This window comes from Aequorivita capsosiphonis DSM 23843, assembly GCF_000429125.1.
Lineage (GTDB): Bacteria > Bacteroidota > Bacteroidia > Flavobacteriales > Flavobacteriaceae > Aequorivita > Aequorivita capsosiphonis.
Genome location: NZ_AUBG01000013.1, coordinates 24,433 through 49,562 on the forward strand (window position 1 = coordinate 24,433; position 25,130 = coordinate 49,562).

Sequence of the window (25,130 nt, forward strand, 5' to 3'; positions counted from 1 at the left end):
AATCTGCTTTAAGCGGTAAAAAGTCTTAGGGTGAATGAAGTGGCGCGCTTGTATAATTTGAACTTTAGAAAGACGATAAACCCTATGGAACCTAATTCCACAACTGGTGCAAAAAATCGACTTCCAACATCGGTCCCAAAAAGATTTACCCAAAAGTTGGTATTGATTTCCGTATAGATCGCATTGATAAAAACGTTGACCAGAAAGAAGGCTGGGACCAACATATAAACTGCTGCATAGAGCTTAAAAAAATTGTAAGCCAGTGTGCGGAATTTTTCAAAAACAGCTAAGCTGATTACAAGCGGAAAGAATGTGCGCATAATTCCCAAAAGAAAGAATCGTTCAGCCAAGAACAGGGGATAAATGAAAATATCTAATATCCAGAGAAAGAGACTTATGATAAATGCAAAAATTTTAAATCCATAGAGTGGAGTTACCAAAGCATCATATAAGAGCGCCATCGCTTTTTTGGCGGCTTCCAATGCGCCCACATCCTGTTCCAATGGAATATCTTGCATTTGGAGCGGGAGGAGCGCAGGAGCCGTATTGCGGTATTGAGATTCTATAGCTACCAATATGCCATCAAAGAACCCCAATACCTGAGTTGAAAAAATAACCAGGATTACGATTACAAAATTTTTAATAAGATCGCCAGGACTAAGTCCCCAAGTATATCCATCCTTATCCACCGCGCCTTCATTATATTTTTTAAGAATATTGATTAGAAAGAACAGCACTGCGAGCGTTTTCATTCCACCAATAGTGTATTGTGAAAAGTCGCTGTTCTGTATAGTTTGGTAAACCGTGTCAATGTATTCCAAACCTATTCCCAATGAGATTGCGGCAGTCATCTTAATATCCTGTTTCTCGGTTATTTACTTTGTCCTGCATTTTTCTAAAGGAAATAATATCCTGATAGCGTTCGGTCTTCTTAGTGATTTCAGCCACCATTTCTTTTGTTTGGATTTCCTTATCCTTTAAAATGGTTGCTCGTTCTGCATCGGTCATTTTCATATAATCGCTGGAGAGAATTTGATCTATAAAATCAAGATTGTCGAGAGAAGTATCGATAATAGAATTGAAGGAATCCGAAATCCGAGTAATTTCATCCGGTTTGATAAATGGAGAATTCAGAATATCCCTTAGATCGTCATTTACAATGTCAATCAATCGTTGATTGTTTCGATTGATTTCTTGCACAGCCTTTAGCTGCTTGACCACGTCGTTAACTTTTTCTAAATTCTCCTTTTGCGTTTTTAAAAATTTAACTGTCTTAATGAGATTAGAAGTCTGTTTGCCAGATTCCAAAAGCTGTTTTATCAAGCTTATAAAGCTTGTGTTGTCATAAACGGGCATTCCTTGAGCCTTTATATTTAGGCTGAACAGTAATGCCATTGAGAGGATTAAAATTTTTGTTTTCATAATTGTTTTTTTAAGATGTATATTCAGTGATTGCTTTTTCCATATTGTGATGCTTTTCATAAAGCTTCATTATTCCCTCATTTTCAGCCCCATCCGTTAAGTAGGCCGCATAAACCTCCTTGGGAACTTCAAGTCTGAAAATGTTGCTTTCCTTTCCTATTTTGATAAACATTTCCGTGTACTTTCGTGGTCCGGAAAGATTGTTTTTAATTGATTTCAACTGATTTAAATCGTGGCTAGAGAGATTTAATCGCTTCTGAAGCTCATCGTAGCCTTTTTCATTATGAAGGCTATAAATGACCTGTGTGTTCTCCAAAATACTTGCTGATGTAGAATTGTTTGGAAGTTGATTAATGGACTGAAGAATGATTCCAATAGCGCCGTTCTGCTTTCTAATAGCTTGGTAATAGAATTCTACGCTTTCCAGTACGTTTTCAAATTTGAGCTGTTTTGCAAACTCATCAAATAAAATGATTCCTTTTTCCGCACGGTTCTTCCAAATGGTTCTTTGAATGGCTGATTTTATAAGTTTCAGCATAACAGAAAGGATTTCCTTGTTGTCCTTCACTTCATCCAGTTCAAAGACAATCAATCTTTTATCCTCAATTTTATAGGTTTGATCCTCACTGACCTCAAAAAGGAAGCTGTATAGGCCATCCCCAACATATTCTGACATTATGTGGAGAAAATTGGTAATGTTGAAATAATCAGAATGGATTTTCAACTTTTTTAAAAGTGAATCCTGATTGGCTTCAATAAAAGCATAGAAACTGCTAAGCGAATGATCGGTCTTGATTTGCTTATAATAATGACGTAAAATTTTCTTAACTGATACTGATTGCGCTTTGGTCACTTTTAAATCCGAAGCAAATAGTTCAAAAAGGAATACAGAAAGATCTTCCAAACGTTCGGGAGTCAAATCTTTGAGATCACTTATATAAAAAGGATTTATACCTAAATTCTTTCCACTTTCATAGCGGAGCACGGTATATTGCTCTGGATAGAGTTTTGCAAATTTGGTGTATGAGCCTCCCAAATCAATTATGACAAGACGAACTCCGCTCTCAAAATATTGCCGCAGGATATTGTTGGCCAAAAAGGATTTTCCTTCTCCGGTAGGAGCGAAGATGGCGAAGTTTCTAGCTTTAATACGTTTCTTTTTATCGTCCCAAACATCTTTAAGAACTGGAATGTTATGCTCCCGATCATTGAAAATAACCCCCGTTCCATCCGATTTATAATTGGTATTGTTGACCAATAGGCACAAAGCGTGTTTTAAATCTGTGACATATAAATCGTCATTTGAAAAATTGGAAGAAAAGCAGCAATAGCTGTTGAGGATATAATTCTTGCGTTCTTCACCACGGGGGTAATAGGGGATAATGTCCAGTTCCTTGAACTCAGTCTTTATTTTGGAACTGATTTTCTCTAAATTTTTCACTTCTTTATCCCAATAAATAATATTGAAGTGCCCTCGAATCACACGGGCATTATCATCAGCATTTATCTGATCCTGGATATATTGGATTTTCTTTAGAACCACTTTATTTTGCGACCCGAAATTGGAACTTTTGTTCAATTCCTCAATTTTCTTGTCGAGGATCTTACGCCACTTCTGTTTGTCATCCAAATAGATAATTTGGTTTACGATATGGTTTTCGTTTAGCGTAAGCCCAAGCCCATCAACAAAGCCTTGGTGGAATACAAAATCGTCTGAAGTAAAATGTTCGTTTGTTTTGCTGCTCTGTACGTTTTCGCCAAAACATAATTCACTATTGATGGATAGTACATCAAAATAGTTTTCTCCAATGTTCAATTCCTTTTTTTCGAGGATGATATCCGTGTCGAAGCCTTCATTAAATCCATTGAAATACCCGTTCGTTAAACTTTGAATTTCATTTGAATCCAAAGGAGTGAATTCCATTTTTCTACTATTGTTTATAAAGGAAACCGAATCGCTAACCGCTCCTAGAAAACTGTGCATAGTATCGTCCATTTCTGGAACAATGGTTTTGGTCACTTTTTTGAATGGGTTGATATATTTTGAGTTGTTGAGCGCCTTGTTTTTGGTAAGAATATAAAACAGATAACATTTATGCTCCATATATTCTCGTCCCTTAAAGTGATTGTGTGTAGCTTTTTCTAGAAAGGTTTTGTTCGGCAAAATTTCTGATGAAAACTTCCTTTTTAGATAGACATCTTGTTTGTGGACTACACATCCGGTCGGGAGAGATTTGATGGCCTGAAACCAAGCTCCGTGAATATCCTCGAAATCTTTTTCAGAAAGCGAATATATCTCGGGCAGATTACCAGAATAGCAAAGAACGACATTGCCATTATTGGCAAAGATGACATTCTCTTGAATATCCACGATTGGATGATATGCGGCCAGATTAATCTTCTTCATAATTGAAAAGTGTTGGTTTCTTGTTGCTGATTATTTGAGGGAATGGCTTTGAGAAATGAAACAATTGCGGATTGTTTGTGATTTTTATAAGTGCTATAAACAAACCCACATTCAAAATGATAACCCCTATGATAATTCCAAAACTGAAAGAGAAAATGATAATCAGGAGCGACGCTATAATAGAAATCATCATTATTGCAAATAGGGAGATGGGCAGTCCAAAAATGACCGCCCGTTTCCTGATGTTTTTATAGGTTTCGTACTGTTTCATCTGTTTATAATATTTGTTTTTTCAAGGACAGATGGAACATCCATAATAGATATTCCGCTGTGTGTTTAAAAATTATTCTTAGATGTTTCATTAGACTACGATTCCAATTAAATAAGTAAAGATTCCGACCACGGCACCCGCGATCAGTACGAATACCAAAACCCGTGTAATCCCTTTTTTTAAATCTGCATTCTCGCCGAAAAAATGCCCGGCATTGAAAAGGAATCCAACGAGAAAGATGACTCCAAGAATAATAGGAAAAACGGTTCGAATGGTTTCGGAAACATCCTGTACGGAATCCTCGATGCCACCAATCTGTGCGAAGCTTTGTGAAACTGTGAACAAAAGAGCTGTTAAAATGAAAGTTGATCTTTTCATAACTGTGCATTTTTATAAACCTAAAATAGGTTGGTTATTAAAACTTTGCGAAATCTATTGTGAAAAGAAGGGAGGGAAAGAAAATCTTTAAACTTTAACGTGAACCGCTGTTAAACTTTGAAAGATTATTAGAAATGGAAATGAATCTTTAAATTTTGTTCAAAACAAGAAGTTATTATGACTCAGTTCAAGGTTTTAATTTCGATCATTTTAGTCTTAGAATTATTTGGATTGCCAAGCCCAGTTTTAGCACAAATAAACCAGCCTAGAAAGCAGATAATTGTAATTGATCCTGGCCACGGCGGAAAGGATTTTGGTGCAGTGGGTATAAATGGTATTCTGGAAAAAGATGTAGTTCTAAAAATTGCGAAGCAAATCATAGAACTAAATGAGACCACTTTTAATAATCAATTTGAAATTTATCTTACTCGATATATGGACACGCTTATTTCATTGGGGGATAGGACCAAGTTAGCCAAGAAACTGAAAGCAAATATTTTCATTTCCTTTCATTGCAATCATTCGGACAATCCAAATGCGAGAGGTGTAGAAGTTTATGTTTCTAAGAAACAAGGCAAATACTCACAGGAATCAATATTGCTGGCTTATGATCTTCAAAAGGGGTTAAAGGAGAATCTTGGATTTAAGAGTAGGGGAGTGAAGTTTGCTGATTTTCAGGTTTTGAGGGAGACTGTTAATTGTTTTCCTTCAGTACTTTTAGAATTGGGGTTTTTGAGTAATAAGGAGGAAAAACAATTTGTATGTGATTCTGAAAATTTAGACTCATATGCTTACTTAATACTTAATCATCTCATTAAAGAGTAAAGATAATGAAAGACTTTTTTAATAAAGTATTCCAGAGTTTGAAGAGTTTGTTAAAAACTTTATTGCTTGAGTTGAAGGTTATACTGAATATTATTAAAAATCTTCAGAAAAGGTAATTTAGAAATTTTCATATTTTTTAAATTTAGCAAGGTTGGGGCTAATTGTAATTTTCAAATAGGAAATCTTAACATTACTTCTCAAAAGAATTCATCGGGCAACACCTAATAACGTATTACCAATCTTAAGATTAATATATTCTGTAAAACAAAAAGTTCGGAAACTATTAACTTCTGTTCTTATCAATTCCAATACTAAGAACTATATTTTGTGAAGAGTCCCCCACCCAAGACAAGAAAATTGTAATCAAAAGTTATAGTTGACGGTTGCTGTTCAATGTAAAAATAAAACAATGATGACGGAGGAATAGTCTCTTCGGAATACGGTATTGTGAGAGAAGAAGTTCAACTCCCTTTTCCTACTCAACACAAACACGTTTATGCAAATCTGAATCCTCCTGAATAAACACTGCAACCCTTCAAATAAACAACTTATTTTCCTATTATCTCATTTCTAAAATGAATGCCCCAACTTATTAACTCGTCTAACATTTTTTCCATTGATAACCCCAGTGGTGTTAAAGAATATTCTACTGTTACAGGCATACTATCATAAAGGGTTCTATTGATAATTTTATTCATTTCCAAAGCCTTTAATTCCTGTGATAGCATTTTTGGAGAAATGTCTGAAATGTCTCTTTGTATTTCTCCAAATCGTTTGTTGCCATGGATCAATGAAATTATGATTGGTAATCTCCATTTCCCCTGGATTACTTCGAGAGTATCTCTCGAAACCATCAAATTGTATTTACACGCTTTCTTCTTTTGACTCATATCTATCTGATTTTTAGTGTGCTTACTTACAGGTAACTACTTACCATATGGTAACTACTATACTTTAGATAGTAAATTTAGTTAATTTTACATTACAAATAAATTAAAAAAAACATGAAAAATTCAACAACATGGGCAATCGACCCACTGCACTCTGAAGTGTTATTTAAAATTAAGCACTTAGTTATTTCTACCGTAACGGGTTCGTTCAGGAAATTTGAAGGAAAAATTATTACTGAAGGAACTGGTTTTAACAATGCAAAAGTATCTATTGTAATAGATGTAAAAAGTATTGACACTAATCAATCACAACGTGATGAGCATCTACAAAGCGGCGATTTTTTTGAAGCAGATGCATACCCGAATATCACTTTTGAATCCACCTCGTTTTTAAAAACAGATGGAAATGATTATTCAATGATTGGCAATTTGACAATGAAAGACGTCACGAAACCAATTAAATTAGATGTAGAATATGGTGGTTCGCAAGATAATGGCCACGGTATCCTAAAACATGGTTTTGAAGTAACTGGAATAGTCAATCGAAAAGAATTTGGGATGACCTGGAATAAACTCACTGATACAGGTGGATTGGGGTTAGGTGAAGATATCAAACTGATTGCAAATATTCAAGTCGCACAATTAGTCGAAGAATTAAATTAATTATAACAAAAGAAGAAAGCTCAGGTAAATTGGTTAATAACCTTTTGGCCTGGGCACTTTTTTTAACAAAGAAAAGCTAATAGCTAATTTCGCGCAAAAATAATATGGCTTCGTTAAAAATACGGGGCATATGTAATCAATTGAACTACCATTTCGCGGCAGAGGAAAAGGCATAACCATAGTTAAGCTATATTGCCCTTATACTCAATTCTCCTCCCAAATATTTCAGTGATAGTTTAAATAACTTTGTAGGACAAATAGAAAAGCAGATTATTACGACGAGCTTAGAGAAAAAGCCAAAGACATATCTTCAACTACAAGCCATATATTGATTTGATAGCGAAGTGCAAGTAAACGCTGCAATTTTAGATTGGTAGAAATTCTTAAAAATCAAAAAATTTATATGGTAAATTTTTATTTCTTAGAACTTCGTTTCTATTCCAAAACAAGACGAAACTAGCTGTTACGGCATAAAACGAGCCCCTTGGGATCCTTTTTTAAATAGTGAATATTGGCGAACTCAGTGTAAAATTTACCTTTAAGAAGGATTTTCTGCTGGGATTCTAAATCTGATTTTCCCATAGCGGCGAGTCCTTGATTTAGGGTCTCCGCTACCTTGCCTTCTAAGCCAGTAAATACCTAGGAGTGAGTCATATATATATATATATAAGAGAGTGCTTCATTATAGGGACTCTTATATGCTTCGGTCTTTTCTTTATAGTGCTCCGCTACCAGTAATAAATTTTTAAAATCCCCTTTTAGCTCATAATAAATACAGTAGTTTTTTAATAGAATCAGTTCTGCACTCCCATCTTTTGATTTAACGGACTTTTCTAAAAGTATCTGCATCTTGACAAAAGCTGTTTCCGAATCACTATAAAACTCGTGCGTATTGTCATTGGCCTGAACCCATAATGATGGTTCTTCCCCAGGATTTTGGGAAAAATAAACACCACCATAGATAAAAGATAGAACCAATATTATTTTAATTATGGGTAAAAAACATTTATTTTTAATAACTTTCTTTCCAAAGATATGTTTTTTATAAAGTATTGTCCAAAAATTGCAAATTTCCCCAAACCCCAGGATGCCCACTAGCCGCCTGGTTCTTATTATGTATAGTTGAATAAATCCTCCAATTAGGCCGCTTCTCTGGCCAAACTCCTTTCCGGTTTAAACCACTGCTTTTCACATTTGAAAAAAGCTCATGAGATAGCAACAAATAATCTTCTTGCTTAATATTTACTCCCATTCGGTAAGCACCCAATCGAAAGTAAGTGGCGTCTTTCCCTTCATCAAAATCAACATTAAACGTTTTGTTTTTGCTGATGTCTTTTAAATCAGTTTCTTGAAGTAAAGGAGCCAAGGAGTTGCAGTAGGAGGGAGCATTCAAAGTTCCAGCGATAACTATATTGGCTTTGGCTTGCATCTGTAACATTTTATATATCACTGAGACTTGATAAGCTTGATTTTTTCTTATTTCAAATGCTTTTTCTTTATCGAGTTTGTTCTCATAGAAATAGGCTGAGAGTAAATGGATACATTTTCCTTTCGGAGTTGAAATTTTGTATTCCAATAATTCTTGTGTTGCAGTTTCGGTTTCATCAATTGTATGGATTTTGATGGTTTCCAATTGATATCCGTTTTTTAATAATAATGCTTGATTGCGGCCTCTTCCTTCAGAATTTGGAATCAGAATAATTTCTGAGAACGGCTCGCAACTAAACTTTGCTAAGATGAAATTATTAAACTCATCCAAAGACATTTTATCTTCAACTTCCTGCATCACCAAAATATCTGGATTGATTTCCGAAATTACCATCGCTTTATGGTTTGTAGATTCTGGATCAATAGGTACAGTCCGCACCTTGATCCAACCGTTCCAATCTGTAAGTTCTCCTGATTTGAGCTCTTTGGAATAGTTCATTCCTTTTAAGTAAAGTTCTCCAGCCTTCTTTCGCATTACCACATAAGGGTTTTGATAGGTTTTGTCAAAATCCAACAGGAATGATAATTCCTTTAACCGTTCCGTATTCGTGGAACATTTTTCTTTAGTTAGCAGTGTGTCGAACTCCATAATCCAATCGGAAACGCATTTCCCGACGGTTCTTTGAATCAAGCTTCTATCTCTATGAAATAGGTTTTGGACATTAAAGGTGGCTATTTTCATAATCTTAGTTTTTATTTTCTTTTGTCCTTCGCATTTTTATCAAAGGCAATTAGGTTAAACATTTCACGCATTCTACTGCGTACTCGGTTTCCATAGCGTTCCTCCAGTTCTTCCGCATTCAGGTTGGTGGTCGCGTGCGTTTTTAGCTTACTCTTCAGAAAAAGCTCATATCGCGAAAGTAAGATCTCTCCCATCACATTGCAGTCCTGTCCGTAGTGCCTTCCGATGGGTTCAACGCCCAAGTCATCAAAACAGAAAAGACTACCACTTCCATAATCTTCAATGATTTTATACCCGAGGTGATTAAATGCAAAAACAATATTCCTGCAAGGAATTACTGAGTAGGAGCGCTGCAATGGAACGATGAATTGTAATAATTTCATTAAAGATGTTTTGCCACATCCTACGGGTCCAGAAATCAAAAGCCCTTTGTCAGGATCTATTCCTGCCTTTTCGCATTTTTCCGTATCCTTTATAAAATAATTGCTGAGTTTGTAGATGATGTCTTTGTCGTCCTCGTAAATTTGGAACTGTTTTCCAAACAACAATTTTCCCTTGGCATCCAGATAAATCAAGATCTTCGGAAAATCATAGAACATTTCAAACCCATTGAATCTTCCAATCGAATACTCAATGCCACCTTCGGTTATTTTAGAGGGGTTGACCATAATTTTTGGTTTTACTGGTTTTAAGGTTGTCCCGTTTTTGAGACGTTGCTTTTGCCATTTTAATTTCTTTGGATTTTAGCATCCAGTTTTCAGCTGTTGAATGCCAATCTGTGATTTCTATTTTTCCGCCAATTTTCCATCCGATGCCGTTATAATGATGGAAGAATTTTTCTCCTTCCAGTTCTGGCCATTTTCGTTTTTTAAAAAAAATTAAAACTTCATTTTTATCTTTTGGTAGCTTAGCTTTATTTCTGTTTGTTATTTGTTTGTTTATGTTTGTATAAGGTACCAATGCTTGTCCCTCTAGTTGTTCAGTAGATGTCCCGATAGTTGTTCTAGTATTTGTACCGTAGCTTGTTTCACTACTTGTATCAAATTTGGGTATCCTGATTTTGCTTCCTTTATATGGATTATGCGAGGGTAGATAGCGGATATATTTCCAGGTATTCAAACTTTTTAGACATCTGTGATATGTGGCTTTTGAGCCTATTTTGGACATCTTCATAATCTCTTCCCGGTTTATATAAAACTCATCTGGAAACCGATTGATATTCCAATATTGAAACAAGGCCATATAAAGACTTATGTGCGTTGGGTTCAATCGGGAATCCATTGAAAACTGCTGAAACACAGCATTGAGATGTTTTATATAGTTCATACATAATTATTCTTCTGAATATTCAACACGATTCTTGGTCATCACTTTTTTGATATCCTCAATATCATAGTAAATGATCCCGCCCATTTTGCTATAGGGCAGGGTGCCATTTATTCGAAGATTTTGGAGCGTGCCTGGACTTATCCGGAGCATCTCCATAACCTCAGAAGATTTTAGATACTTTTTCAAAGTGCCGAAAGCTTGTTTGTTGAGAATTTTTTTAATGTCATCGAGCAATTCCATTTTGAAATCTCGAAGATCGTCGGTGGTAATAATACTTGTTGGCATAATAGAACGGTTTTAAAAGAAAGGGACTAAAAATTATTATCTTTTAATTTGATAGTCCCTAACTCGATTTGACTTTCGTTCTACAAATTTGGAGGTCTTTATTGAATTAAATTCAATAGTCAATCCAGAGGTGGGAAAGATTTTCGGAAATAAAATTTGGATAGTTTTGGCGTGAAATGGAGGTTATCGATTTAGCCATGGACATTAATTCGATCTAAATTTAATTGAAAACTTTGTAAAGGTTGTTTTCCCAACTTGGGAAGAGGGTGGGTTAAGCGTCGGATTCCTCAAACCTTCTCGTTAATGCCTCTTCTAGCTTATCAATAAACTTGGTCTTGCTGCCTTTTCTTGCCCTTATCTCAATAAAAGTGTGATAGTAATTACCGAGGTCAATATTAAAAATTTGTTCAAATAGGGACGCCATTTCCTTGATATCTGCCGTGCCGCTATTAATAGCACCACTGCTCTGTAAGGCATAAATCAATTCAATCAGTTCTGTTTTATTGCCTGTCCAAAAAAGTTTTGATGAATCCTTCATTAAATTAATATTTTGGTTGTCGTTGTTGTTTTCGAGTTTTTCTATTTCCTGTTGTAAATACACAATCAGCATGTCATAAGCCATGATGGTAGCTACTGTCCCGTCCTGGCAGGTAGAAAACTGCTCATCCACATAAAAATTAAAAAAATCGGTAGCCGACCGAAGATCGGACTTTCCTCTGAGGAAGTATTGTTCATCAAGTGATGTCGCCCCCCGTCGGTAGTAATGGTAGAATTCCAGATTATCATTGAAGAAAACCTGTAACCTGTTAATTTGATTGTTGAGATATTTGATCTGGAACTTAGAGCTGCTTCTTGGCCTTTTGCTTTCAATATTAAATAATTTTACATAATAAATCAGTTTGCTGAAGATTTGCGGCTTTATATGTTTAAAGAAAAATATCTCCTCCTGAATTGAATTAAAATCGTTTAACGCCACTTCATCTCGAAGTGTCTTTATCCATCTTTCTGTGTAAGAAATACCGGTTTCTGCCCTGTATAAAATATCTTCTGTACAAGATTCCAGAGACTCTAACTTGGCCTCAAACTCGGATATGAACGTCTGATATTCCATGCATATATAAAACTTTTATTCGTTCTTAACTGGATTCCAGTACCCCCATCAGCTCTAATGTATAATTATCAGCTGTTTGAATATAGGCAAATTTCTCATATACATTTGCACCCAATTTTCGCTTTTCAAATGAAGCTGTGAGGCCCAAAGCGATATGTTGGAAGTCCAGTTCAATAGCCCTCTTTATAGTTTGATATAAGAGTTGTCTGTAAATATGAAATTCGTTGAGATAGGTATAATTCATTCCTACATAAGCTGGAATATAGGTCCTATGGATATTTTTGTAACACAGCATAATCCCAATCAATTTTTTGGGATCTTTGAGTGAGCTTATTATAATAAACTCCCAGTTGGGGTGTGAGGATATGTTTTCGAAGAGTTTTACCGGAAATGAAAAAGTGTTCAATCCCAAATTATTTTGATGGACATTGGAATACAGTTCTTCAATCTGCTTTAATTGATCTTTTGTACAATGGTCTAAAACTACTATTTTGAGCAACGGCTCCGTCTTCAAAATTTCTTTTCTAAAATGCTTTCTATTTCTTGAAGAAAGCTGAGATACAAATGTTTCAACATCTTTTATCCCATTTAGATCAATGTCTGAAGAGTCAGGCATTTTAATCCTGACAAAACCCTGTCCCTGAAGATAGGAATGCAATGTTTGATCATTCGAAAAATCGCGTAGCACAATCATTTTCGATTTTAAGGTTTCCTCAATATTCTCCAAAGTCTGAAGCATTGCGGTTAAAGCCTCTTTTTTTAATGGATGTTTGGTATCAAGAAATAAATGATCCCCTTCCGTAAAAATGGAACCTATACTTAAAACTTTAGACGTTAAATAATAGGGATCGGATTTACGTTGAGCTTCTATGGTCTGCGATGCCCCAACATTGGCAAGCATATCGTCCTTCCAAAGGGAGTTGGTCAAAAAAGTTGCCAAAATGGGGCGTTTCCCTTGATCATAAATAATAAGATATCTAAATTCCCAATTGTGCTCCTTCAAACTATTATTGCTAAATGTTTGCTCCAAAAACTTTAATCCTTCCCAGTCGTATATTCCATTTTTACCAACCAAAGCGTTCCAAATTTGTTTATCTATTTTTAAAATAGAATCTTCCAGCTGTATGTTTACATTGGAATTTATAATTTCATTTTTAGGCGATTTTGTTTTTAGTTTTAAATCTAATTTAAATGCCTGAAAAACCCGTCTAGAATTCGTGTGGGTATCCTCAAGGGCTTTTGGGAAATGATATTCCATTGCCTCCACCAGTGCTTTGATTTCCTCTTTTTGATTGTGACGAGAAATTGTAATTCGAACCCCTGTATTCTTGACTGGAACAGCAGGAAAGAGCCCCAGGTTCACATAAAAGCCTTCTTTCATCAATCGGTTTACAAAATTATAACCGGTTTTAGGTGTTCCCGTTCCTATATAGAAAACCGGAGAAATGTTCTGGTCAACCAAGGGAAGATCTGTTTGCTGGAGTAGTTCATTAAAGTAATCCACTCGTTCTCTCAACTCTTGTTGTAAAATATATATTTCGGGGGAGAGATGAATCTTTGCAGATGCAGTTGCAGCAGCCACGGAAGCCGGTTCCAATTGTGCCGAGAAAGTCAATGGCCCTCCAAAAGTCTTTAACTCATGGTGCATTTTTTTATTGGAACATGCCAGCAAAGCACCACTTGCACCAAAAGTCTTGCTCAAGGTTCCGAACAAGAGAATGTTTTCAGAAAGTTCCTTTAGCTCGCTCAGAACATAGCCAGTACCATTTTTTCCTATCCAGCTCATACCGTGGACATCATCATAGTAAAAATTCAATTGGGGGTATTTTAGACTAAGGGTTCGGAGTTCTGAAACAGGGGCGAAGTCACCGTACATAGAATAGATCCCATCGGCCATATACCAGATTTTTTTCCGTTTATCGGAATAGGACTTTATTTTATCCTCCAACATATTTAGATCATTATGTCGCACCATATCAATCGGCACACTTCGGTTTTTTAATACTTTTGCTGCACTTTGTACGCTCCAATGTACTTGATGGTCCAAAATAATAGCATCCTGATCCTTAACCGCACTGGGAATTACCCCCAGATGTCCTAAAGTGCTATTCTTGGTTATGATAATGGGGTTTTCGTACATCTGCGTAACCTTCTCCTCTAATTCCTTGTAAAGTGGGTTGGAGATGTAGGATTTGGATAATGGAAATTGCGTCCCGTATTTCCTTATTGCATTGATAGCGGCCTCTTTTAAACGAACATCTTGTTCAAGCCCTAGATATCCAGTAGTTCCAAAATGAAATAATTGGCGGTTTTTAACCCCAATGGTTCTCCCGGAAAACTCGTCGCCATCCGCATATAAATGTATAATGCCTTCTTTTTTGGCATCTGTGAATACCTCATTTACGGTGTCCAAAAAATTGTGATGTTTTATTTTTGCCATGTCTCTATGTTTTAGAACATAGAATTTAGCGGCATTTGATGGAATATAAAAATGCAAAGTTGTTATAATACTTTACGGATAAGAGTTATTACTCAATAGGCAAGAAAAACTATGAATTCCGAAGCCACTTTAACTGCAGAATGAAATAGTCCATTTAATATTTTGTAAATTTATATAATTAAACCAGTTTTTGATTTTGAATTATGTTGAATAATATCGAAAATAACTATGCTTCTTATAGATTGAACGATAATATCGTTTATATAAGATATCATATCCAGGTAACAATAGATATAGAGGCGGCAGTCAAAATTGTGGAGGATCGACTTACTCTCCAGAAAGGAGAAAGTTTTCCTGTACTATGTGATATTCGTGGTGTAAAAGAAATTAATAAATCCGCCAGAGATTATTTGGCCTTAGAAGGTTCATTGTTCGTAAAAGCGGTTGCATTTATTGTGGACAATCCGCTTTCAGGCACTATGACTAAATTTTATCTTAAAGCAAATAAACCTCCAGTACCTACCAGGGCTTTCCTGACAATTGAAGAGGCAAAAGTGTTTTTAGATGAATATCGATAATTTATATTCTCCGCTTATATTATTCATTTTGAGTCTTTGAATATTATAACAAAAAACAATAAAATTATGTCCCAAACTAAAAAAAAACGGTTCAAGCAGATCCAGAAGATGCTTATAGAAATGGGTTCCGGAAACTTTTTTTATAAAGTGGAACGTTCTGTAAAAAATGATAATGTTGAAACGGTAGTGGCCAATTTAAACATGGTGGCTGAGGAATTCGAAGCGGCTATGGTGCATCAAGGTTATGTAAATGCGAACGCAACAATAAAACATATAGTTTTAATGAGCTTTGTTCTTGATTCCCGCGCTTATATTGAAATGGTCACTCAGCGAGCTTGCATAATTTTATCATATCTGTGCAAGGATATTATTGGAAAACCTTTTGAAAATTTTTTGGACGACCCTTCCTTGAAGAAGTGGCAAAAATCATGGAAGCAATTACAGAGAAAAGAGTTTTATGACACCTCACTAGACATTACCTTTAAAACAAAAGAGGATTTGTTGGTTCCCAGTGCCTGTTATATAACAACGTTTATTGGAAAAAATGGGGCTAAAGGAAATACGCTCTTAACAGTGGTAAAACATTCCAAAGATAATTTTGATCCGGAATTGGATCTAAAGCAAGGTTTCGTCCAATCAACTAATGCTCCTAAAGATCAATTGGAAAAAACTTCCGCGCAACCAAGTAAACAAAAAGTTCAATTGAGTTATGAAGATATTAGAAAATTGAGGGAAGCTGGTAATCTGATGCTCAACAATCTTGAAAAGGATTTTCCATCATTAAAAGAGTTTGCTCTCCAACTAGGCACAAATACGTTTAAATTAAAATATGGTTTTAAGGAACTTTATGGAATAAGTGTTTATCGATTTTTAAGGAACGAACGCCTAAGAAAGGCCAAGATGTTGGTGCAATATGGCGATAGATCTTTCAAAACTATTGCCCACATGACTGGATTTAAAAGTGTACCCCATTTTTCGCGTACTTTTAAAAAACAATATGGATATACCCCAACAGAACTTAGAAAAAAGTCATCTTCTGATGATAAATAGAAGCTTTTTTATAAGATTTTCAAAGTAATACTTCTCAGGCAAGAACTACTGCCAAATGCACAAATTTTAATACCGAATTTTATCATATCAATTCAAATGATATGATACGCACTAAAGTCTCGGAGCTAATTACAATTAAGATAATCACATTTCTATATATGTTGCTTTTTGTATATGCAGCATCTAGTAAGCTTTTGGATTCTGAAACATTTGTATTGCAGTTGGCACAGTCACCACTTCTGAGTGCATATGCAGTAATTTTTGCTTGGTTGGTTCCAGGGATAGAATTACTTATCGCCTTATTATTAATAATACCTCGTTGCAGAACTATGGCATTGTATGGATCATTTTTATTGATGGTCATGTTCACCTCCTATATTTTTATAATCCTGAATTTTTCTGACTTTATACCCTGTTCTTGTGGTGGTGTACTTGAAAACCTGAGCTGGTCTCAGCATCTGATATTTAATATAGTCTTTATTATTTTGGCTGCAATAGCCATTCTATTAGATCGGACAAAAGTGATTAAAAGGACATTTTTCTTACTCCCATCGCTAACCATTATAGGAATTGCGACGGTAGGGGTATTGTTTTTATTTTCGGAAGAAAAGATGCATCGCAACAACGCATTTCAGAGAAGGTATATACCACATATCCTTGAAAAAATTGGTGAATATGACCTCAAAGCTAACTCCTATTATATTGCGGGAATAAACAAAAGCACCATCTATCTGGGTAATTATGGTGCACCACTTTATTTAAAGTCGGTAGACACCAATCTAAATCATATTATAGATTTTACGGTTTCTATATCAAATACCAACTTACCCTATAGAAGCGTGAAAATATCCGTGAAACCTCCCTTTTTCTATTTAGGGGATGGTACAGTACCTATCCTATTCCAGGGAGATATTAAAAACTGGAATGCCATTCCGATTTCCTACAAAGAAGCTTATTTTACGCAATATAATGTTGCAGATTCCCTGAAAATTGGTTTTATCACAACAAGTAGTAATACAGGATCAAATGCACTTGGACTTTTTAATAAACAATATGAAAAAGAAGCTTTGAAATTGGATACAATGACACTGAGTGAAGGTACAAACGGAAAATTTGAAACAGATGGTAAACTTCTCTGGAATGCCGATCATGAAAAATTTATCTATCTATACTTCTATAGTAACCGCTATAAAATTTTTGATAAAATGCTTAATTATAAAAATACGGGCAAGACCATTGACACAATTGGAACGCCTATACTCGATGTAGCACATTTCACAAAAAGTGATGAATTCAGACTTGGCGGGAAATCAGTGATGGTAAACAGGCAAAGTTCGACCAACGGTGATTATTTACTTATACATAGTGACCGATTGGGTAATTATGAAAATGACAAAATATTAAAAACTTCCTCAATCATTGATGTATATAATATAACCAACCATAGTTATGCCTTTAGCTTTTATCTATTCCATCAGCGGGATAAAAAACTAACGGAATTTCAGGTTCATAAAAATTTATTAATAGCCATTGTTGAAGATAAACTGTGGCTATATAGATTGAAGCCAGCGTATTTTAGCACTGGCCACAATCCAACACATACTGCGCAGTATCAGGACTAAGACCGAACACCTGTAGAAAAAAGTAGGTCGCTAATTACATAAAATTTATATCATGAAAACAAAAATTTTAAAATTCGGTATGCCCTTGATGGCATTCTTATTGGCAATAGTGTTTGCTTTTGCCTCCAACTCTAAAACGCCATCGGAAGATGATGCATTGTTGAGCGGCTACATTTTTAAGAACGGAAAATGTGAGAACGTAACCGTTTGCAGTGACATTCCAGGTCCGCTGTGTATGTCCAACGGTGTTGTTGCCCGTACCAAGATCAATGAGACCCAATGTGGTTCTCAATTGTATCATTGGAGCAATTAATTAAAAGGGCTCTCCAATACGAACACTTATGTATTGGAGGGTTTTTTATTTTAAATAGGAATCAAACCACTTTTTTATACGTTTTGAAAGATCTAATTTATTTGTGTTTTTGTTTAAAATATGGCCTTCATTCTCATAGTAATAAAGCATTCCTGGTTTTCTTAGCCGTCTTAAGGCTAGAAATCCTTGCAGGCTTTGGCTGGGATTCACGTTTGAATCTTCCTTGCCTGCCCATATAAAAAGTGGTGTATTAATGTTTTTAGCATGTTGCAGGGGGGAATTGGCCAAATATGCATCGGGATTTTCAAAGTAAGAGTTATCCATTCTAAATATTGATTGCTCCACCCGCGCCATTTCGGAATACCCCTGGGTTTTATATATATCAAAATAATAGCTCACTAGATTATGTATACCGCAACCTGATACCGCCGTGGCAAACATATCGCTTTGGGTAACTATAAAGGCCGCTTCATAACCACCTAGGGAATGCCCGATAAGCCCAATTCTTTTTTCATCAATAGTGGCTGCTTCTATTGCTTTTTTAACAGCTTTCTCTACACAAACCGTAGCCGAAATGCCAGGTGCATTGTTTTTGAACTCAATATCTGGCAGTAACACGAAATAACCATCTAGGGCGTAATTCATAAAATTGAACCCAGTTTCATTATAATTGGTAGGAGGTGTAAACCGATGATAGTTTGAGGACTGTTCCTCATATACATGTACCACCATGGGGTATTTTTTGGTTGGATCGTAATTGAGAGGATAGATTAAGACCCCTTTTAGCGAATCCGCTATTTCAGTATTGTATTCAATAAGTTTTCTTTGTGGCCACTTGAACTTGTCCCATTCTGAGTTACTTTGAAAGATTGTATTCGAGAGTTTTGTCTTTAGATTCGTCAGTTCAATTGACTTAGGTTGTGTAAAACTCTGCTCTTCAAACAGAAAACTGTCTTGATCCACCTGCAACAATTGTGATAGGCGTTTATCCTTCCAAGTAATTTGGCGCATACTATTTTTACTAGTCCAATGGTAAAATCCCATTTGAAGATTTTTCTGGTTTTTGGCGCTGAGCAATAGACCATTTCTATCATCAATACTATAAGTATTAAACCCCGTTGAACCATAGTTAGTCATATTATCATTTGCTCTTTTAACAATTCTGAATAGGGTCATATCATTTCTGCCCTTGGTTATTTTTTCTTTTTTTAAACCGTCGGTGCTAATTTTCCACACATCGTATTCGTCGTAAAGAAAGAGAGCGGCATCATTCGATGTCCAGCCCGCTAACCCATAAGGATCTGGGGTAGTAGTGCTAGGAGATTTACTATTATAAAAATCGGTCGGAAGATCTTTCGTTAAATTAATGTGCTTTCGTTTTTGAATATCATAGAGCCACCAATCATATTTTTTGAAATAGGTAAGATATTTTCCATTTGGAGAGAAATGGATAAAATTCAACCCAATATATTGGTTAGCAAGAACAAATTCCTTTGTACCGTTATTTAGATTAATCGTATAGACATCCACAAAAGTATTTGAGCGAAATTGAGGCTCTCTAGCAAGGGCATCAAAGTTTAAGGCATAATCCGTATTTGCATTAAAAACTACTTGCGGCATTTCCTTTGATCCTAACGGTATTATTTTACCATTATGGGGGTACCAAACGGTTAACCATGGTCCTAGTTTCCCGGAACTGAAAAAATTCCGCCGTGGATAAAATGAAGTTTCAAACGTATCCCATATCTCAACCCCCTCAGGTTCCTTTGCCTCCTCTGTATCAGGACTGACATAAAAAAACACCCTGTCACCCACATCTGAAATGGAAAGCTGGACGTTTGCTATTGAAACACCTTTTTTTAATAAATATTCTTCTGCACTTAAGAATTGGGTTTGGTGGGTTTTAAGGTCGAAAAGGCCCAGATTATAGGTCTTTTCCTGATCACTACTATATAAAAAAGCAAGCTTATCCCCCGTGACGTTCCAAGCAAGCTTTTCGAAACGTATATTTTCTTCCCCTAAAATCTCCAAACTTTTAGATGTTTTAATATCATAAAGATGAAGCGCTTCTTTATTGTCATATACAATAACCGCTGCTATTATGGCTTTTATGGGGTTCATTTCAATTATTCTACTTTTTCCAGCGTTATAAACTTTCTTGGAGTCAAGCGCAATAAAAGAGAGGGAATCTTCCGTGGACTGTATTATCAAATGCCTACCATCGTAGGAAAAATAATTGATTTTGACATTCTGTATGGTATCCGTCAGACCCTCGTTCAGACTGGCAACGATTAAAGAATTGGACTCTGAGTGAATTGCAAACCATTCATTATTGTTACTAAAATTTCCCCAATATCCATCAGCAAAACTGAAAGTATCGTGGGTTTTCAAATTTTTTACGCAGGCCACTCCTCTTCCATCGAGATACGAGTTGGTAAAGTGCGCCCATTGGCCGTTGTTGGATGCCTTAATTAAAAAGGTGTTGTACCAATTATTTTCATTGTAGTGATCATTTTGTTTTTGCTGGCCGTGCAATACCGTTACTACAAAAAACAGGATTCCGATCACTGTCTTTAATATTATTTTGATGTGACACATTTGAATCTTAATTTTTGGATTAATAACCAGGGTTCTGAGGTTCCAGATTTGGATTCAATAATAGTTCCGTTTCGGGAATTGGAAGCAATACGTCCGTTGTTTGCCATCCGGTCTTTATTGGGGCTAGTATTTGATCTGCCACCCCAAATCTGCGAATATCAAACCACCGATGGCCATGTTCCGCAAACAGTTCAAAACGTCTTTCTTTCAAGATTTCCTGTTTTAATTGTTCGGACGTATTGGCCTGTGTATTATCCAGCCCTGCGCGCAGACGAATGGCATTGAGATCCTGTTGTGCCCCCAAAGTGTTGTTTAGATTGTTCCGAGCTTCAGCCCTAATAAGATATTGTTCCCCTAAGCGAAATACAATGGAATATTCCATACTGCTGCCAGTGTTGAGAAACTGTTTGTACTTATTGGCAAAGTACCAAGTCTGCGAGCCGTCGCTGATCTCGCCCACCCAGTTAGTTCTTCTGAGATCGTTGGGATCCATGCTCGCTACCAATGTGTTTGAAAGTGCGACAAAAGGTGGGGGAGTGGAGACAAAAATATAAGTTGAGCCTTCAAGGGCGTTGGAGCCCTGAGTTTGTGGTTTTAGCTGAAGGATGGCAGAGCTGCTTTCCTTTAAAAACACTTTGTTTAGATCCATTTCCAGATTGAACAAAGAGCTATGGTCAATAATCCTGCTACTTTCGGTTTGTGCCTCTTGCCAGTGCCCCATGTATAGGTAAACCCTAGCGAGCAGGGCAGAGACCGCCCAAGTGTTTGCGCGTGTTCGCTCCCTTGTAGGATAATTTTCGCCCAAGAGCAGCTTTGATTGGTTCAGGTCGTCTAATAAGGTATCGTAGACCATTGCTATGGATATTTTTTCTATTTGAGTATTCAATTGGTAATTAGTGGTCTGGGGATAGGGTATCTCGCCAAATAGGTTGACTAGGTAAAAATTCACCAAAGCCCTGATAAAAAGAGTCTCACCCTTTAGTTGTTGATTAAGTTCCACTGGAAGTTGCTCTGCGTTAGTTAAGCCTTCAAGCGCTGCATTGCACATATAGATTAGGCTATAGGCATTGTCCCAAATGCGCTGCACAGCAGAATCTGCAGGTAGGACTTGGTGGAAGTAAAATGTTTGTGAGGTATCCCAAGGCATACCGTAAAAATCTAGTTCATCTGCATAAAGTCCCATAAGTACGCCCATACCAGTATTGGAACCAGAGACCATAACTTCATCTCTTAACCTTCCATATAGTGCTGTTACTGCTGCTGTGGCGGTGGCTTCATCGGTAAATACTTCCTCGTGAGGTATTTGTTCAGAGGGATCATCCACTTCTAAAAAATCCTCACAGCTGGGGCAGGCCACAGAGAGAAACAGGAGCAAAAAAACCGATTTTAGCTTTAGGGGAGTTACCCTATTTTTAATTGTATTTATTTTCATAATTCGTTTTTTTTTTAGTTTATATGTTCAGCAGAAAACCTAAGGTTAAGCGGGTTAAAGGCGGGAGGAAGCCATCCATTTGTTCAGGATCTCCACCTTTAAATTTGGTGAATGTGAGCAGGTTTTGACCTGAAAGAAATAGGCGGCACGAGCTATTGTTCTCCTTACCCATATTAAGGGTATATGCAACTGTCATTGATTTTAAACGGATAAAAGACGCGTCTGATATAGTACCGCTACTTTGGAGGAATTGGTAATAGGCAAGAAATGCCTCGGGATCAGCTCCAGAGGTGAAACGTTGCATACTCGCAAGATCGCCATCTTGCTGCCATCTATCCATTACGGTTGCGGGTTGATTGGATAGGGTTCCTGCGGGTTCGGTAGTTCGGTATTGATTGTAACCTTTTTTCTTTACAAACTGAAAGAAAATGTCGAGATCCCAATTTTTATAGCTGAGGGAGTTTGAGAAGCCGCCGTAATATTTGGGAGTAAAATCGGCTATATATTCTCTATCCTCACTTGCCGTTATCTGCCCATCATTATTGTAGTCCTCAAATTCAAAAAGACCCGTTTGGGGGTTTACGCCCGTAAGCTTATAAAGTTTTACGATTGCCAAAGGACTTCCGATAACGTATTTATGGGAATAGGGAGAGGTTTCCAGCCCTGGGAATTCGAGGAGCTTATTTTTTAATAGGGAAAGATTTAGGGAAGTGGTCCATTTGAAATCTGCTGTTTGAAAGGGAACTGTCTTTAGGTCAAATTCCCATCCTTTGTTTTCGACTTTCGCATCTAGATTTGCCAAAATGGATTTAAAACCCGTAGTGGTGGGCAAGGAATAGTTTATGAGCTGGTTGGAGGAACGGTTGTTGTAATGTGCAACTGAAAGCATTACGCTATTTTTAAAAAAGCCAGTTTCTAATGCAAGTTCACTTTTGTTGTTCTGTTCCCATTGAAAGTTTGGGTTGTACAATCTGGATGGTTCCAACCCAATATTACCATCGTAGGATTGACCGGTAATTGTATAGGTCTGTAGATATTGGTAATCGCCAATCTTGTCATTACCTGTAATGCCATAGCTGCCGCGAAGTTTTCCGAAACTCAGCCAGTCAATTTGCAGATCCTCCGAAAAAATATAAGCTGCCCCTAGGGCTCCAAAATTTCCATATTTGTTACCGGGACCAAAACGGCTAGATCCATCGCGCCTTCCCGTGAGGTTCAGGAAAACTTTGTCTTTATGAGCATAGTTTATTCTTGCGAACCAGGATTGGGTGTTGTACTGTGTTTTTTCTTCACTATTAACCAAGATCGTGGTAGCGGCACTTAAGTTGTTAATAAAACGATCAGATTGAAAGCCTATGCCGTAAATACCGAGCTTATTGTATTGTTGTTTTTGAAAGGTGCTTCCCAAGAGTATATTTAACTTTGCATTTCCAAATTTTCTTTCCCAATGCAGTTGTGGCTCTAGAATCCAGTTATTCTTGTTCCCTTCATTTATGGTGACCATGGAATTGGCGCTTGTCATACCATAGGCTGGGTTAAATGCAGTATGCGGAGAAGTTACATGGTCTTTTAGCTGGTTGATGCCATAGCCCGAATTTAGTTTTAGCTCAAGACCGCTGGTTATTTCATACGATAGCACGAGACTTGAAAACAGAGTCAGGGCATCATTTTTATATTCACCCTCAAGTGGAGCCACGGGGTTGGTCCATGTACCGTCCTCCCAGTTTAGGGTGCCATCTTCATCGTAAAGGGCGGGAGCATTTGGCGCTAACTTTAAAGCATTAAATGTTAAGTCGTTGCTGGGTAGTAGATTGTCTTCTAGTGAAAACACAGCATTAAAATCCATTTTAAAATTATTCCGCGCGTTTCTGTGTTGAATGTTTGTATTGAATGAGATGCGGTCATAATTAAAATTTCCTGGGTATACCGAAGTTTCATTTTGGTAAATTCCAGCCAGCAAAAAAGATGTTCTTTCTGAACCTCCCGAAATGGAGCCCTGTACTTTTTGTGAATTTGCGGTATTTCCGATAAGCACTTCCTGCCAATCGGTATATCTATTTATATTCCAGGTTCCGTTTATATCGTATGCCGTTTCGGGATAGGTTGTAATCCCGTCATTGGCAAATGCCTCACGGCGCATTTCAATATATTGCTCTGTTTTGAGCAGCGCTCTCTTTTTGGTGATGTGTGCGATGCCAGTGCTGTTACCGAAGGAGAACTGTGTACGACCGGCCTTTCCCTTTTTTGTGGTTATCAAAACAACGCCATTTGCCCCACGGGAGCCATATATAGCTGTTGCATCGGCATCCTTTAATATTTCTATGGATGCAATAGAAGCAGGGTTAATGGCATTGAGGGGACTTATGATTCCCCGAGGAATTATTGCCCCAGAGGAAAGATCTGATCCGAGGGTTTGTGAATCGTATGGAATACCATCAATAATATAAAGAGGTTCGTTACCTGCCATAATACTGTTTTGGCCCCGAATGCGAACATTGAAACCACTGCCCGGAATTCCAGAGGTTGGGGTAATGTCGACTCCCGATAATCTGCCCTGCATCGCTTCTAGCGGATTATTAACGGGTTGGTTCTCAATATCCTCAGCAGTAATCCGGGAAATACTCCCCGTCTTTTCCCTATCAGTAACCTTATAATACCCCGCATTAATAACCACCTGGTCCAAAGCCGTGGCATCAGGTAGCATGGTAACATTTAGTATGGTTTTATTGCCCACGGCAAGCTCCTGCAGTTTATACCCCAAATAGCTAAACACAATTGTGTCAGTATTGTTTGCGCTAATTTCATAATGCCCATCCATATCACTTTGAGTCCCTCGTGAAGTGTTTTTCACCAAAATATTTACACCAGCCAAACCAATACCTAGGGAGTCTGTTACAACTCCCTGTATTTTGCCTTGGGGCATTGCTTTGCTAATTCGGCGGGTAATGGTCAGGTAATTATCTTTGGTTGCGGTAATATTAAACTTGGATGGGGGAAGGCATTGCTCTAATAGCTCACTTACCTTGATGGTGCCCTTTTTTAACTCTATTTTGGGCAGGTCCTTAAAAATATCCGACTGGTAGATGAAGGTACATTCGGTCTGTTTTCCAATTATTTCAAAGACCTCATAAATGCTAACAGTCCTGTCATGATCAATTGTGATTTTTGGATTTTGAGAATTCAGAGAATTTGATGAGAAACCAAAGATGGCTGTACAGCTTAAGAATAGCATGGTTCTTAAGATAATTTTCGGGAGGTGCCTCGCTTGAAATGCAAGCACCGTTATTAATTTAATTTTCATAAATTTGTAAATTGATTGGTTAATAATCCAATTATATAGGGAGTT

General features: G+C 36.8%; 22 protein-coding genes. 6 read left to right on the top strand and 16 right to left on the bottom strand.

The features are described from left to right. Positions 1-8: 8 nt before the first annotated feature. From G440_RS0111500 to G440_RS0111520, 5 genes are all read right to left on the bottom strand, one after another. Positions 9-851: a hypothetical protein gene (locus G440_RS0111500; protein WP_026451447.1), complete on the bottom strand. Its 843-nt coding sequence runs from the start codon at positions 849-851 to the stop codon at positions 9-11. A 1-nt stretch (position 852) separates the two neighbouring features. Next, a complete protein-coding gene (locus tag G440_RS0111505; RefSeq protein ID WP_026451448.1) occupies positions 853-1,422 on the bottom strand; it encodes a coiled-coil domain-containing protein in 570 nt (189 codons plus the stop codon). Between the two features lie 10 nt (positions 1,423-1,432). After that, positions 1,433-3,829 carry a TraG family conjugative transposon ATPase gene (locus G440_RS0111510; RefSeq protein ID WP_026451449.1) on the bottom strand — a complete coding sequence of 799 codons (2,397 nt, stop codon included), beginning with the start codon at positions 3,827-3,829 and terminating at the stop codon, positions 1,433-1,435. After that, positions 3,816-4,100, bottom strand: coding sequence for a hypothetical protein (locus G440_RS0111515; protein ID WP_026451450.1), 285 nt, complete (start codon positions 4,098-4,100; stop codon positions 3,816-3,818). Before G440_RS0111515 ends, G440_RS0111510 begins: the two co-directional genes overlap by 14 nt. Before the next feature lie 90 nt (positions 4,101-4,190). Then, positions 4,191-4,478 carry a hypothetical protein gene (locus tag G440_RS0111520; RefSeq protein ID WP_026451451.1) on the bottom strand — a complete coding sequence of 96 codons (288 nt, stop codon included), beginning with the start codon at positions 4,476-4,478 and terminating at the stop codon, positions 4,191-4,193. Between the two features lie 177 nt (positions 4,479-4,655). Here G440_RS0111520 and G440_RS0111530 point away from each other — a divergent pair, with 177 nt between their 5' ends. Further along, complete coding sequence (locus G440_RS0111530; protein ID WP_026451452.1) at positions 4,656-5,303, top strand: N-acetylmuramoyl-L-alanine amidase family protein; 648 nt, start codon at positions 4,656-4,658, stop codon at positions 5,301-5,303. A 548-nt stretch (positions 5,304-5,851) separates the two neighbouring features. On the opposite strand, the gene G440_RS0111535 is transcribed toward G440_RS0111530, so the two are convergent. Beyond that, a complete protein-coding gene (locus G440_RS0111535; protein ID WP_026451453.1) occupies positions 5,852-6,193 on the bottom strand; it encodes a winged helix-turn-helix transcriptional regulator in 342 nt (113 codons plus the stop codon). Positions 6,194-6,307: 114 nt separating this feature from the next. Here G440_RS0111535 and G440_RS0111540 point away from each other — a divergent pair, with 114 nt between their 5' ends. Next, positions 6,308-6,856 carry a YceI family protein gene (locus G440_RS0111540; RefSeq protein ID WP_026451454.1) on the top strand — a complete coding sequence of 183 codons (549 nt, stop codon included), beginning with the start codon at positions 6,308-6,310 and terminating at the stop codon, positions 6,854-6,856. Between the two features lie 639 nt (positions 6,857-7,495). Here G440_RS0111540 and G440_RS0111545 read toward each other — a convergent pair. From G440_RS0111545 to G440_RS0111575, 7 genes are all read right to left on the bottom strand, one after another. Continuing rightward, the gene (locus tag G440_RS0111545; RefSeq protein WP_026451455.1) at positions 7,496-7,834 is read right to left on the bottom strand and encodes a hypothetical protein; all 339 of its coding nucleotides are present in this window, start codon (positions 7,832-7,834) and stop codon (positions 7,496-7,498) included. Between the two features lie 64 nt (positions 7,835-7,898). Beyond that, positions 7,899-9,026 (bottom strand): exonuclease/endonuclease/phosphatase family protein, encoded by a 1,128-nt coding sequence (locus G440_RS0111550; RefSeq protein WP_157417951.1) that lies wholly within the window; start codon positions 9,024-9,026, stop codon positions 7,899-7,901. A gap of 11 nt (positions 9,027-9,037) precedes the next feature. Beyond that, positions 9,038-9,694 carry a P-loop NTPase family protein gene (locus G440_RS0111555; RefSeq protein ID WP_026451457.1) on the bottom strand — a complete coding sequence of 219 codons (657 nt, stop codon included), beginning with the start codon at positions 9,692-9,694 and terminating at the stop codon, positions 9,038-9,040. Next, the gene (locus G440_RS0111560; protein ID WP_026451458.1) at positions 9,678-10,352 is read right to left on the bottom strand and encodes a hypothetical protein; all 675 of its coding nucleotides are present in this window, start codon (positions 10,350-10,352) and stop codon (positions 9,678-9,680) included. Before G440_RS0111560 ends, G440_RS0111555 begins: the two co-directional genes overlap by 17 nt. A gap of 6 nt (positions 10,353-10,358) precedes the next feature. Next, positions 10,359-10,640, bottom strand: coding sequence for a helix-turn-helix domain-containing protein (locus G440_RS0111565; protein ID WP_026451459.1), 282 nt, complete (start codon positions 10,638-10,640; stop codon positions 10,359-10,361). 271 nt (positions 10,641-10,911) lie between these two features. Continuing rightward, on the bottom strand, positions 10,912-11,751 hold the full coding sequence (locus tag G440_RS0111570) for an RteC domain-containing protein (RefSeq protein ID WP_026451460.1): 840 nt from the start codon (positions 11,749-11,751) through the stop codon (positions 10,912-10,914). A 25-nt stretch (positions 11,752-11,776) separates the two neighbouring features. Further along, on the bottom strand, positions 11,777-14,191 hold the full coding sequence (locus G440_RS0111575) for an aminotransferase class I/II-fold pyridoxal phosphate-dependent enzyme (protein ID WP_026451461.1): 2,415 nt from the start codon (positions 14,189-14,191) through the stop codon (positions 11,777-11,779). 203 nt (positions 14,192-14,394) lie between these two features. On the opposite strand from G440_RS0111575, the gene G440_RS0111580 reads away from it, so the two are divergent. The 4 genes from G440_RS0111580 (at position 14,395) to G440_RS0111595 (ending at position 17,754) form a co-directional block, all read left to right on the top strand. Next, on the top strand, positions 14,395-14,769 hold the full coding sequence (locus G440_RS0111580) for a DUF7793 family protein (protein ID WP_026451462.1): 375 nt from the start codon (positions 14,395-14,397) through the stop codon (positions 14,767-14,769). 66 nt (positions 14,770-14,835) lie between these two features. Beyond that, a complete protein-coding gene (locus G440_RS20710) occupies positions 14,836-15,819 on the top strand; it encodes a helix-turn-helix domain-containing protein (RefSeq protein WP_026451463.1) in 984 nt (327 codons plus the stop codon). A 101-nt stretch (positions 15,820-15,920) separates the two neighbouring features. Beyond that, positions 15,921-17,441, top strand: a complete 1,521-nt coding sequence (locus tag G440_RS19880; protein ID WP_157417952.1) for a MauE/DoxX family redox-associated membrane protein — start codon at positions 15,921-15,923, stop codon at positions 17,439-17,441. 52 nt (positions 17,442-17,493) lie between these two features. Next, entirely contained in the window at positions 17,494-17,754 is a 261-nt protein-coding gene (locus tag G440_RS0111595; protein ID WP_026451464.1) for a DUF6520 family protein, read from the top strand. Positions 17,755-17,799: 45 nt separating this feature from the next. On the opposite strand, the gene G440_RS0111600 is transcribed toward G440_RS0111595, so the two are convergent. The 3 genes from G440_RS0111600 to G440_RS0111610 form a co-directional block, all read right to left on the bottom strand. Continuing rightward, positions 17,800-20,352 (bottom strand): alpha/beta hydrolase family protein, encoded by a 2,553-nt coding sequence (locus G440_RS0111600; protein ID WP_084426728.1) that lies wholly within the window; start codon positions 20,350-20,352, stop codon positions 17,800-17,802. Between the two features lie 19 nt (positions 20,353-20,371). Further along, positions 20,372-21,676 (bottom strand): RagB/SusD family nutrient uptake outer membrane protein, encoded by a 1,305-nt coding sequence (locus G440_RS0111605; RefSeq protein ID WP_051285348.1) that lies wholly within the window; start codon positions 21,674-21,676, stop codon positions 20,372-20,374. Positions 21,677-21,803: 127 nt separating this feature from the next. Beyond that, positions 21,804-25,085 carry a SusC/RagA family TonB-linked outer membrane protein gene (locus tag G440_RS0111610; protein ID WP_034259442.1) on the bottom strand — a complete coding sequence of 1,094 codons (3,282 nt, stop codon included), beginning with the start codon at positions 25,083-25,085 and terminating at the stop codon, positions 21,804-21,806. Positions 25,086-25,130: the final 45 nt, after the last annotated feature.

Bases quoted from the DNA above. Each gene is read 5' to 3' on its own strand.
- G440_RS0111500 (WP_026451447.1), bottom strand. From the start codon at position 851: ATGACTGCCGCAATCTCATTGGGAATAGGTTTGGAATACATTGACACG.
- G440_RS0111505 (WP_026451448.1), bottom strand. From the start codon at position 1,422: ATGAAAACAAAAATTTTAATCCTCTCAATGGCATTACTGTTCAGCCTA.
- G440_RS0111510 (WP_026451449.1), bottom strand. From the start codon at position 3,829: ATGAAGAAGATTAATCTGGCCGCATATCATCCAATCGTGGATATTCAA.
- G440_RS0111515 (WP_026451450.1), bottom strand. From the start codon at position 4,100: ATGAAACAGTACGAAACCTATAAAAACATCAGGAAACGGGCGGTCATT.
- G440_RS0111520 (WP_026451451.1), bottom strand. From the start codon at position 4,478: ATGAAAAGATCAACTTTCATTTTAACAGCTCTTTTGTTCACAGTTTCA.
- G440_RS0111530 (WP_026451452.1), top strand. From the start codon at position 4,656: ATGACTCAGTTCAAGGTTTTAATTTCGATCATTTTAGTCTTAGAATTA.
- G440_RS0111535 (WP_026451453.1), bottom strand. From the start codon at position 6,193: ATGAGTCAAAAGAAGAAAGCGTGTAAATACAATTTGATGGTTTCGAGA.
- G440_RS0111540 (WP_026451454.1), top strand. From the start codon at position 6,308: ATGAAAAATTCAACAACATGGGCAATCGACCCACTGCACTCTGAAGTG.
- G440_RS0111550 (WP_157417951.1), bottom strand. From the start codon at position 9,026: ATGAAAATAGCCACCTTTAATGTCCAAAACCTATTTCATAGAGATAGA.
- G440_RS0111555 (WP_026451457.1), bottom strand. From the start codon at position 9,694: ATGGTCAACCCCTCTAAAATAACCGAAGGTGGCATTGAGTATTCGATT.
- G440_RS0111560 (WP_026451458.1), bottom strand. From the start codon at position 10,352: ATGAACTATATAAAACATCTCAATGCTGTGTTTCAGCAGTTTTCAATG.
- G440_RS0111565 (WP_026451459.1), bottom strand. From the start codon at position 10,640: ATGCCAACAAGTATTATTACCACCGACGATCTTCGAGATTTCAAAATG.
- G440_RS0111570 (WP_026451460.1), bottom strand. From the start codon at position 11,751: ATGGAATATCAGACGTTCATATCCGAGTTTGAGGCCAAGTTAGAGTCT.
- G440_RS0111575 (WP_026451461.1), bottom strand. From the start codon at position 14,191: ATGGCAAAAATAAAACATCACAATTTTTTGGACACCGTAAATGAGGTA.
- G440_RS0111580 (WP_026451462.1), top strand. From the start codon at position 14,395: ATGTTGAATAATATCGAAAATAACTATGCTTCTTATAGATTGAACGAT.
- G440_RS20710 (WP_026451463.1), top strand. From the start codon at position 14,836: ATGTCCCAAACTAAAAAAAAACGGTTCAAGCAGATCCAGAAGATGCTT.
- G440_RS19880 (WP_157417952.1), top strand. From the start codon at position 15,921: ATGATACGCACTAAAGTCTCGGAGCTAATTACAATTAAGATAATCACA.
- G440_RS0111595 (WP_026451464.1), top strand. From the start codon at position 17,494: ATGAAAACAAAAATTTTAAAATTCGGTATGCCCTTGATGGCATTCTTA.
- G440_RS0111600 (WP_084426728.1), bottom strand. From the start codon at position 20,352: ATGTGTCACATCAAAATAATATTAAAGACAGTGATCGGAATCCTGTTT.
- G440_RS0111610 (WP_034259442.1), bottom strand. From the start codon at position 25,085: ATGAAAATTAAATTAATAACGGTGCTTGCATTTCAAGCGAGGCACCTC.